This is a genomic window from Roseobacter sp. TSBP12, from assembly GCF_009129705.1.
Lineage (GTDB): Bacteria > Pseudomonadota > Alphaproteobacteria > Rhodobacterales > Rhodobacteraceae > Celeribacter > Celeribacter baekdonensis_A.
The window spans coordinates 1-9687 of record NZ_PYIB01000077.1 but is presented as its reverse complement, the minus strand read 5'-3'; the positions used below and the strand labels follow the sequence as shown (position 1 = coordinate 9687).

Sequence of the window (9687 nt, the reverse complement as noted above, 5' to 3'; positions counted from 1 at the left end):
CCTGATCATCGGCCCAACAGGGCAGAGCGAGTAAGGTGGCCACACACAGGGTAAGATGGGATAAAAGGCGCATGATCCCTTGTCTCAGCTCCGCGTAAAACCCGAGTGACAACAACGAAAAGAAAACGCCCCAAACCATAAGGCTTGGGGCGCGCTGTGCTCAAAGATAAAGAGAAGGGGCTTAGCCGATGGCGGCCGCTTTCACATCTTCGTCAATGTAGGGTAGGTACTGTTCAAAGTTCGCGGAGAACATTTTGACCAGTTTCTCAGCCTGTGCATCAAAGGCGTCTTTGTCGGCCCAGGTGCGGCGCGGGTCCAAAAGAACGTCCGGCACACCCGGAACAGAGACCGGAACCTCAAAGCCAAAGTTCTCGTCCTTGCGGAATTCGACCTCGGCCAACGTGCCTTCCAGCGCGGAGTGCAACAGGTTGCGCGTGGCTTTGATTGGCATACGCGAGCCAGTGCCAAAGGCGCCGCCGGTCCAGCCGGTGTTGACCAACCAACAGGTCGCGCCATGTTTCGCGATTTTTTCGCGCAACAGGTTGCCATAGGCTTCCGGGCGACGCGGCATGAACGGTGCGCCGAAACAGGTGGAGAAGGTCGGGAGCGGTTCGGTCACGCCCACTTCGGTGCCCGGTGTCTTCGAGGTGAAGCCGGAGAGGAAGTGATACATCGCCTGTGCCGGGGTGAGGCGCGCGATTGGCGGCAAGATGCCATAGGCGTCACAGGTCAGCATGATGATGTTTTTCGGATGACCACCGAGCGAGGTCGGCGATGCGTTGGAGATATATTCCAACGGGTAAGCACAGCGCATGTTGTCGGTCAGGCTGTTGTCTTCGAAATCAAGCTCTTTGGTGTGCGCGTCATAGACCATGTTTTCGATGACGGTGCCGAATTTGGTCGTGGTCGCGTAGATCTCCGGCTCGGCTTCGGCCGAGAGATTGATCGTTTTCGCGTAACACCCGCCTTCAAAGTTAAAGGTGCCGCGCTCGGACCAGCCATGTTCGTCATCGCCAATAAGGACGCGCGACGGATCGGCGGAAAGCGTGGTTTTGCCGGTGCCAGACAGACCAAAGAAGATCGCGGTGTCGACCGGATTGTTCGGCGCGTGGTTGGCGGAGCAATGCATCGCCATCACGCCTTTGCCCGGCAAAATGTAGTTCAAAAGCGTGAACACGCCTTTTTTGTTCTCGCCCGCATATTCGGTGTTGCCGATCAGGATGATCTTTTTGTCAAAGTTCAGGGCGACAACGGTTTCCGAACGACAGCCGTGACGCTCTGGGTCGGCTTTGAAGCTCGGGCAGTTGATGATGGTGAAATCTGCGGTGAAATCGTCGAGTTCTTTCAACTCAGGACGGCGCAACATGGTGCGGATAAACAAACCGTGCCATGCCAACTCGGTGACCATGCGCACGTCAAGACGGTGGGCCGCGTCGGCACCGCCATAAAGGTCTTCAACGAAAAAATCTTTGCCTTTCATATGCTCAAGCATATCGGCGTAAAGAACATCAAATTTGGCCGGGTCCATCGGCTGGTTGTTTTCCCACCAGATCGTGTCTTCCACGGAGGGGGTGCGCACAACGAATTTGTCTTTTGGGGACCGGCCAGTGTGTTTGCCTGTGGTCACAAGGAACGTCCCGCCTTTGCCAAGCGTACCTTCTTCGCGTTTCAGGGCTTCTTCGATGAGCGCAGGCTCAAGAAGGTTGTAATAGACATGGCCAAGCCCTGTGATGCCTTGGTCGTCAAGTGTGAAAGCCGGGTTCACGCGTCCGGTTGTCATAGTGCAAACTCCCTGCCGTGTCCTTGACGGCGTCTCTGAAACATAAATTCTCGCGAAAGGGCCATTCGCGGCCGGACAGTCCCTCTCGTCCGACGACCGTGCTATAGCATGCTCGTCGCGTCCGTAAACAGGACCCAGATCAAGAGTTAGCGCAACCATGTTGGAGTTAGCGTAAACAAGCCGAAGTGCAGAATGTGAAACGGCCAGACTTAAGGCGTTGTCGCAAGAAGGTGAGACAAATTAGCCATTCCTTGAATCTTTTCGTTTTGGATTGTCATAGCTGATGCATGTGATTCGCGGTTTCGCTTGATTTGGCCTGGCGAAACGCGGATTATGCTAAAAAAAATGAACCAGTTGAGCAGTTGAAGGAAACGGAACATGTCCCGCATCGCATTGGTTGACGACGACCGGAATATCCTCACTTCCGTCTCCATGACCCTTGAGGCAGAAGGGTTTGAGGTGGAAACATATAATGACGGGCAATCGGCCTTGGACGCGTTCAACAAACGTCTCCCCGATATGGCTGTTTTTGACATCAAGATGCCGCGTATGGATGGGATGGACCTGTTGCAGCGTGTGCGGCAAAAAACCAATATGCCGGTGATTTTCCTCACCTCGAAAGATGATGAGATTGACGAGGTGCTGGGCCTTCGCATGGGCGCGGACGATTACGTCAAAAAACCGTTTTCCCAGCGCCTTTTGGTTGAACGCATCCGCGCGCTTTTGCGTCGTCAGGAAGTGATTGAAGGCGGTGAAGTCGGTGACGCCGAGGAGACCAAGGTGATTGTGCGCGGTGAATTGGAAATGGATCCGCTGCGCCATTCCGTGTCTTGGAAAGGCCGCGATGTCACGCTGACGGTGACGGAATTCTTGTTGTTGCAAGCGCTTGCTCAACGTCCCGGTTTTGTGAAATCGCGCGATCAGTTGATGGATGTGGCCTATGATGATCAGGTCTACGTCGATGACCGCACCATTGACAGCCACATCAAACGCCTGCGTAAGAAAATGCGTACCGTTGACAATGAATTTTCCGCCATCGAAACGCTTTACGGTATCGGTTATAGGTACAACGAGGAATAATGGCCCTTTCTTCGCGCATGGACCTCTCGGGAAAGCGCCCGTCTGATGACGCAGACGTCGTTCTCGGGGATGACTGGATTGCGCCGCGCATTTCGGATGCGGATTTGCGCGCCAAACGGGAGCGCCGCCGCTTTATCGCGATCAATCGCTCTCCTCTGGCGCAAAAGATCATAACCTTCAACCTCGTGGCCATCATTTTGATGGTGGCGGGTATTCTCTATCTCAATCCGTTTCGCGACAGTCTTGTGACCCAACGTGAAATGGCCATGGTGACAGAGGCGGTCCTGATCGCTGACATGTTGGAAGTGACGGCAGGTGTTGATGGTGTGTTGGATGCGACCGACGGAACCTCTGATGCACAATCCGTACTGAATGTGCTTGAAATCCCGCTGCGCGAAAATGTCTTTATCTACGACGCCGAAGGGGCTCTGATTGCCTCTACCGAAGGGATGCCGCGTGTGCGCCCCGCCAATGTGGCCGGGTTGCGCCGGGATGGGCGTTCGACAATGATTTCGGATTTTTTGACCGGGGTGTGGTCGATGATCACTCTCACAAAATCCAAAGAGACCGGCGATCCCAAGGATGCCGCCGCGCATGTCTCGCCGCTTGTGTCTGGCGCTTTGCAAAATGAAATCCACGTTAAAACCGGCAATGATGCAAATGGCTCGGCCCTCTTTGTTGTCGCCGCGCCGATCACCATCGACCTGGAGGGGCAGACGCGTACGCTGGGCGTGGTTGGGCTTGCCTCGGGCGAAGGCGAAATTGATGAACTTGTCCGGGTTGAGCGCGAACAAATCCTTCAAGTTTTTGTCATCGCGATCCTTGTGTCCATCGGCCTGAGCCTTGTTTTGGCCTCGACCATCGCCAATCCTTTGGCCGATCTGGCCGCTGCCGCTGAAATCGGACGCGACAAAAACAGTCGCAAAGTGGCTCCGGGTCGTGTACGCATCCCCGATCTCTCCGGTCGCCCTGATGAGATCGGGCGTCTGTCGTCTGCTCTGCGCGGGATGGTGTCGGCGCTTTATGACCGGATTGATGCCAACGAACAATTCGCGGCTGACGTGGCGCATGAAATCAAGAACCCGCTGGCCAGTCTGCGCTCTGCCGTTGGGTCACTGCGGATGATCAAGAAAGAAGAGCATCGGATCAAATTGCTCGATGTGATCGAACATGATGTGCGCCGTCTGGACCGTCTTGTCTCTGATATTTCCAATGCGTCCCGCCTCGACAGTGAGTTGGTGAAAGAGGAAGAAGAGGAATTCAACCTCATTAAAATGCTTACCAATTTGATTGAGTACCTGTCGCAAGAGGCGCAGGACAAAGGCATCGAATTCATCGCCGATATGCCCGACAAACCGATTGTCATTTCCGGTCTTGAGGCGCGTTTGGCACAGGTCTTTGTCAATCTGATCACCAACGCTGTGTCATTCTGTGAAGATGGCGATGCGATCCGTGTTTGGGTGCGTAAACGTGACAGCCGCGTTTTGATTGTGGTCGAAGACACCGGTCCCGGCATTCCCGATCAGGCGCTGTCCAAAGTGTTCAAACGCTTTTACTCAGAGCGCCCCGCAGGTCAGTTTGGCAACAACTCCGGGCTTGGTCTTGCCATTTCAAAACAGATCGTCGAGGCTCATGGCGGTGTGATCTGGGCCGAAAACATTCGCCCAACCGATGCTGATATCACATCCGATCCGCTGGGTGCCCGCTTTGTTGTGGGCTTGCCGGTGTGAGCGGCCACCAGACAGACAAAGATCAAAGGCCGGCGCAGGACAGCACCGGCCTTTTTTGCGCCGCCTCAGAGGTCGCGCCCCTGAACCTGCATGCCAGTTGCGTGGCTTATGGGGACACCAGAGGCCTGTTGATCCTGGGCCCTTCTGGCAGTGGCAAGTCCACATTGGCCCTAGAGATCATGGCTTATGGCGCCACTCTTGTGTCTGACGATCGCACCATCTTGACCAAATCGGACGGGGGCCTGATCGCGACGTCCCCGGCGCCGATCCGTGGGATGATCGAAGCACGAGGGGTGGGCTTGCTTGCGGCTCAGACGATTCCCGCCGCGCGCATTTGTGGCATTGCCGATCTGTCACAGGTCGAAATGGAGCGCTTGCCCCTACCACGAGAACGGGTCTTAATCGGGGTCCCGATTCCCCTGCTTTTCAAGGTCGAAGGCCGCCACTTTGCCCCGGCTTTGGTCCAATGGCTCAAAGGAGGCCGATGCGCGTGACGAGTTCTGACGACAGCCCTTTGTCACAGTCGAAATCCCAACGCCGCGTGGTCTTGATCACGGGGCCTTCGGGGGCTGGGCGCTCAACCGCGATCAATGCGCTTGAGGACCTTGGCTATGAGGTCATTGACAACCTGCCGATGTCGATCCTGCCCCGGCTGTTGCAAACGCATGGGCTGACGCGGCCCTTGGCGCTTGGCTTGGATGTGCGTAATCGCGACTTTTCGGTGAATGCGCTCATCGAGGTGATCGACGAATTGACCCGCAACCCGGATCATGACGCTGAGGTGCTTTATCTCGACAGTTCGCCTGAGGTGCTGATCCGGCGTTATTCCGAGACTCGTCGTCGTCACCCGCTTGCCCCGGCAGAAACAGTGCAGGACGGCGTGGCGCGCGAAATTGATCTTTTGGCCCCGATCCGCGCGCGGGCGGATATTCTGATTGATACGTCTGAGATGACGCCGCATCAGTTGCGCGACGAGATTGAACGCTGGTTCGCGGAGGGGCATCAGGCCGATATGGCCCTGACGGTGCAGAGTTTTTCCTACAAGCGCGGGATGCCGCGGGGCGTCGATATGGTGTTTGATGTGCGCTTTTTGGCCAATCCTTATTGGGAGCCAGAGCTGCGCGCGCTGAATGGCATGGACGCAAAGATCCAAGACTATGTGCAGCGAGACCCGCGATTTGCGGCATTTTTCGAGAAAGTGTTGGAATTGACCTTACTTTTGTTGCCGGCCTACCGCGAAGAGGGCAAAAAACACCTCTCCATCGCGTTTGGCTGTACCGGAGGACAGCACAGATCGGTGACGCTTGCTGAAATTCTATCCAAAGCCCTTGCAGAACATGATTGGCAGGTGTCAATTAGGCATCGGGAATTGGAACGCCGCCATAGCGGCCTGTGATCGGGGAATCTCGCGTGATCGGAATCGTCATTGTCGCGCATGGTGGATTGGCCAAGGAATACCTTGCAGCCGTCGAACATGTGGTGGGCAAGCAAACGGGCGTTGAGGCAATTTCCATTGAGCCGGATCATGACCGATCGGCCAAGCAAAAGGAAATCTGCGGCGCGGCTGATGATGTCGACACCGGAGATGGTGTGGTGGTCGTAACAGATATGTTTGGCGGCAGTCCGTCCAACCTGTCGTTGATGGCGTGCCATCATGACAATCGTAAAATCATTTACGGCGCGAACCTGCCCATGTTGATCAAGCTGGCAAAATCGCGTCACAAAACGGTCAGCGAAGCGGTTAAAAATGCCTTAGAGGCGGGCCGAAAGTACATCGACAGTTTCGACGTGCTTGGCTGATAACGATAAGAAAAACGACAGGAAAACGGCATGACATCGACGACGAGAACGCACGAGATCATCAATGTGAAGGGTCTTCATGCGCGTGCTTCGGCGAAATTTGTCGAGACGGTAGAAGAATTTGACGCCAGTGCAGAGGTGTTCAAAGACGGGATGAGCACCTCGGGTGATAGTATCATGGGGCTTTTGATGTTGGCAGCCTCCAAAGGAACCACTATTGACGTGTCAACGAGGGGACCCGATGCTGATGCCTTGGCAGATGCGTTGGAGGCCCTGATCAAGGACCGATTTGGCGAGGATATGTAAGTGGCTCACCCGCAAGACCAAGCGACCGAGACCCAGGTGACCGAGCCCCATGTGCCAAAGCCCGGCGACGCGGATTTCATCAAGTATGACGGTCGGCGTCTGTCATATGCGGGAACCTATTCGGATCCCTCAAAGGTGGTGGTCATCCGCTCCATTGAATGGATCACCGGCAAGCTGCCCTTGTTGCGTCGCATCCGTCGGTTCGAACGTATGGGCACACCCATGGGGCAGCCATTCTTTAGTCAAGCCCTTGAGGTGATGGGAATTGACGTCACCACCCCCGAGGAGCAGATAGCCAAAATACCCGCCACGGGTCCGCTTGTGGTGGTGGCAAATCATCCGCATGGTTTGGTCGATGGTTTGGTGATGGCGGAGTTGATCGGCAAGGTACGTACGGATTACAAAATCCTGACGCGCTCACTTTTGACCGGCATTCGCGAGATTGATCCGTTCATGTTGCCGGTGCCGTTTCCGCATGAAGAGGACAGTCACCGTAAATCCATCCTCATGCGCAATGAGGCGATGGATACATTGAAGGCGGGCGGAGTGATCATCCTGTTTCCGGCGGGGGCCGTGGCGTCGTCTGAAACATGGTTTGGCCCGGTGAAGGAAAAAGAATGGAACCCGTTCACCGCCAAGATGGTGTTGAAATCGGGGGCGACGGTGTTGCCAATCTATTTTCCTGGGCGGAACACGCGGTTGTATCAAATTGCCGATAAAATTTCTGCGACCATCCGTCAGGGGCTTTTGCTGCATGAAATCGTCCATGCACTCAACAAACCGCAATCGCCCATTATCGGCGATCCATTGAGCCCGGATGATTTGAACGATTGGCAGAAAAAGACCCGCGAATTCATGGCGTGGATGCGCACACATACTCTTGCGCTTGGCGGTCGCACGGACTGAACCAAACCCGGAACACATATGAAGAAGGGGCCATCGCGGCCCCTTTTCTATGTCGTTATGTGATGTTTATCGGGTCGGAACCGGCGTCTCTCCACGATAATCATAAAACCCGCGCTGGGTTTTGCGGCCCAGCCATCCGGCTTCGACATATTTTGTCAAAAGCGGGCAGGGGCGGTATTTCGTATCGGCCAGACCATCATGCAGCACGTTCATGATCGCGAGGCAGGTGTCCAGTCCGATAAAGTCAGCCAATTCCAAGGGCCCCATCGGATGGTTTGCCCCGAGTTTCATCGACTCATCAATGGATTTGACCGATCCAACGCCTTCATAGAGCGTATAAACCGCCTCGTTGATCATCGGCATCAGGATGCGATTGACGATAAACGCGGGAAAATCTTCGGCACTGGCGGCGGTTTTCCCAAGCGATTCGACCACTTTCAATAGCGCATGATAGGTGGGCTCATCCGTCGCGATGCCGCGGATCAGTTCGACCAGTTTCATCACAGGCACCGGATTCATGAAATGGAAGCCCATGAATTTTTCCGGTCGATCCGTGCGTGAGGCCAAGCGGGTGATCGAAATGGAAGAGGTATTCGAGGTCAGAATGGTTTCGGGTTTGAGATGGGGCAAAAGCCGTTCGAAAATTGCATTCTTCACATCTTCGCGCTCAGTCGCCGCTTCAATCACCAAGTCACTGACCCCAAGCTCTTCAAGTTTGAGCGTCGTAGAGATTCGAGACAGCGCAGCATCCATTTCAGATTGCTCAATTTTGCCGCGTGACACTTGCCTCTCAAGATTGTGCGAGATGGTGACAATCGCCTGATCCAGCGCGTCCTGAGAAATGTCGTTGAGCAACACGTCATAGCCCGCCAGCGAGAACACATGTGCGATGCCATTGCCCATTTGTCCCGCACCGACGATGCCTATGTTTTGGATGTCCATTTTGTTACCTTTAGGATGTGTCGCCAGTCTGTGTGCCAAAGTTTACGCATGCGCAGCGCGCTGGTTCAAGGGGCAAGGTGACGGCGCCTTCCCATAAAATTTGCGTTGAATTGGCGGTTTAGCGATTTCGCAACTTGTATCTGCGACTCTGCTCTGTGGGTGAAATAACAAACCAGTGGGTGGACACATGGCTTACCAAAATAGGGGCGAAGGCTCCCTCAATTACTATCCGTGCCGCTATGGCAAATCGAAACTTCTGTTCCGCGGCCCGCCAAAGGACCTTGAGGAGGCCTATGTTGCCTTCCTAGGCGGAACCGAAACCTATGGCAAATATGTTGAGTTTCCCTTCCCGGATCTTGTTGAATCCGGGCTTGGGGTCGAAACTGTCAATCTGGGCTGCGTTAACGCTGGCGTCGATGTGTTCCTGAATGATGAGACGGTTCTGGACCTGTGCCATCATGCGAAAGCCACAGTGGTTCAAATCGCGGGCGCACAAAATATGTCGAACCGATTCTATGCGGTTCATGCACGCCGCAATGATCGTTTTTTGCGCGCCTCGACCCTGTTGAAAACGATCTATCGCGAAATTGATTTCACCGATTTCAACTTTACCCGCCATCTGCTTCAGACTCTGGAAGCGGTGTCTGAGCAGAAGTTTGATATGGTGCGACAGGAGTTGCGCGACGCGTGGTTGGCGCGGATGCGGACGATGGCGCAGAAACTTCGGGGCGATTTGGTGCTGTTGTGGCTGTCGGATCATTCTCCCGATGATGAGGAGGCCTGCGCCAAAATCAGTGGCGATCCGCTTTTCGTTAATCGAGATATGCTTGAGGATATTCGTCCTCTGGTCAAAGATATTGTTGAGGTGGTGGCGACCCGTGCAGAGGTTGAGCAGGGCTACGACTTGATGGCCTATTCCGACCTTGATGCTCCCGCTGCCCGCGAAATGCTGGGCCCGGTTGCCCATTCCAAAGCCGCGACTGCCGTTCAGGAAGCGATTGCGCGTTATCTTTGAAGCATCGAAAATGCGTTTGATACCCATAAAAAGGCCCACCGGTTGGCGGGCCTTTTGTCCTTGAGAGCGTGAGCTCAGAGTTTCCCGGTCAATTCGGGCACGGCTGTGAACAAATCGGCGACGAGGCC

The 9687-nt window shown here is 54.9% G+C and carries 10 protein-coding genes; 8 read left to right on the top strand and 2 right to left on the bottom strand.

Going from position 1 to position 9687, the window contains the following annotated elements:
- Positions 1-181 precede the first annotated feature (181 nt).
- Positions 182-1780, bottom strand: a complete 1599-nt coding sequence (locus C8029_RS20790; RefSeq protein ID WP_009569907.1) for a phosphoenolpyruvate carboxykinase — start codon at positions 1778-1780, stop codon at positions 182-184.
- 378 nt (positions 1781-2158) lie between these two features.
- Between C8029_RS20790 and C8029_RS20785 the strand changes: the two genes are divergently transcribed.
- The 7 genes from C8029_RS20785 to C8029_RS20755 all read left to right on the top strand — a co-directional run bounded on the left by C8029_RS20785 (position 2159) and on the right by C8029_RS20755 (position 7602).
- Complete coding sequence (locus C8029_RS20785; protein WP_009569906.1) at positions 2159-2860, top strand: response regulator transcription factor; 702 nt, start codon at positions 2159-2161, stop codon at positions 2858-2860.
- Positions 2860-4590: a sensor histidine kinase gene (locus C8029_RS20780; RefSeq protein ID WP_009569905.1), complete on the top strand. Its 1731-nt coding sequence runs from the start codon at positions 2860-2862 to the stop codon at positions 4588-4590. Before C8029_RS20785 ends, C8029_RS20780 begins: the two co-directional genes overlap by 1 nt.
- Positions 4591-4691: 101 nt before the next feature.
- A complete protein-coding gene (locus C8029_RS20775) occupies positions 4692-5084 on the top strand; it encodes an HPr kinase/phosphorylase (RefSeq protein WP_303704807.1) in 393 nt (130 codons plus the stop codon).
- 20 nt (positions 5085-5104) lie between these two features.
- The gene (gene rapZ, locus C8029_RS20770) at positions 5105-5986 is read left to right on the top strand and encodes an RNase adapter RapZ (protein WP_414632336.1); all 882 of its coding nucleotides are present in this window, start codon (positions 5105-5107) and stop codon (positions 5984-5986) included.
- 14 nt (positions 5987-6000) lie between these two features.
- Positions 6001-6390: a PTS sugar transporter subunit IIA gene (locus C8029_RS20765; RefSeq protein WP_009569902.1), complete on the top strand. Its 390-nt coding sequence runs from the start codon at positions 6001-6003 to the stop codon at positions 6388-6390.
- A 30-nt stretch (positions 6391-6420) separates the two neighbouring features.
- The gene (locus C8029_RS20760; protein WP_009569901.1) at positions 6421-6696 is read left to right on the top strand and encodes an HPr family phosphocarrier protein; all 276 of its coding nucleotides are present in this window, start codon (positions 6421-6423) and stop codon (positions 6694-6696) included.
- Complete coding sequence (locus tag C8029_RS20755) at positions 6697-7602, top strand: lysophospholipid acyltransferase family protein (RefSeq protein ID WP_152003644.1); 906 nt, start codon at positions 6697-6699, stop codon at positions 7600-7602.
- 66 nt (positions 7603-7668) lie between these two features.
- Here C8029_RS20755 and C8029_RS20750 read toward each other — a convergent pair whose 3' ends face one another.
- Positions 7669-8544 carry a 3-hydroxybutyryl-CoA dehydrogenase gene (locus C8029_RS20750; RefSeq protein WP_152003643.1) on the bottom strand — a complete coding sequence of 292 codons (876 nt, stop codon included), beginning with the start codon at positions 8542-8544 and terminating at the stop codon, positions 7669-7671.
- A 187-nt stretch (positions 8545-8731) separates the two neighbouring features.
- Here C8029_RS20750 and C8029_RS20745 point away from each other — a divergent pair, with 187 nt between their 5' ends.
- Entirely contained in the window at positions 8732-9559 is an 828-nt protein-coding gene (locus tag C8029_RS20745) for a DUF6473 family protein (protein WP_009569898.1), read from the top strand.
- Positions 9560-9687 lie beyond the last annotated feature (128 nt).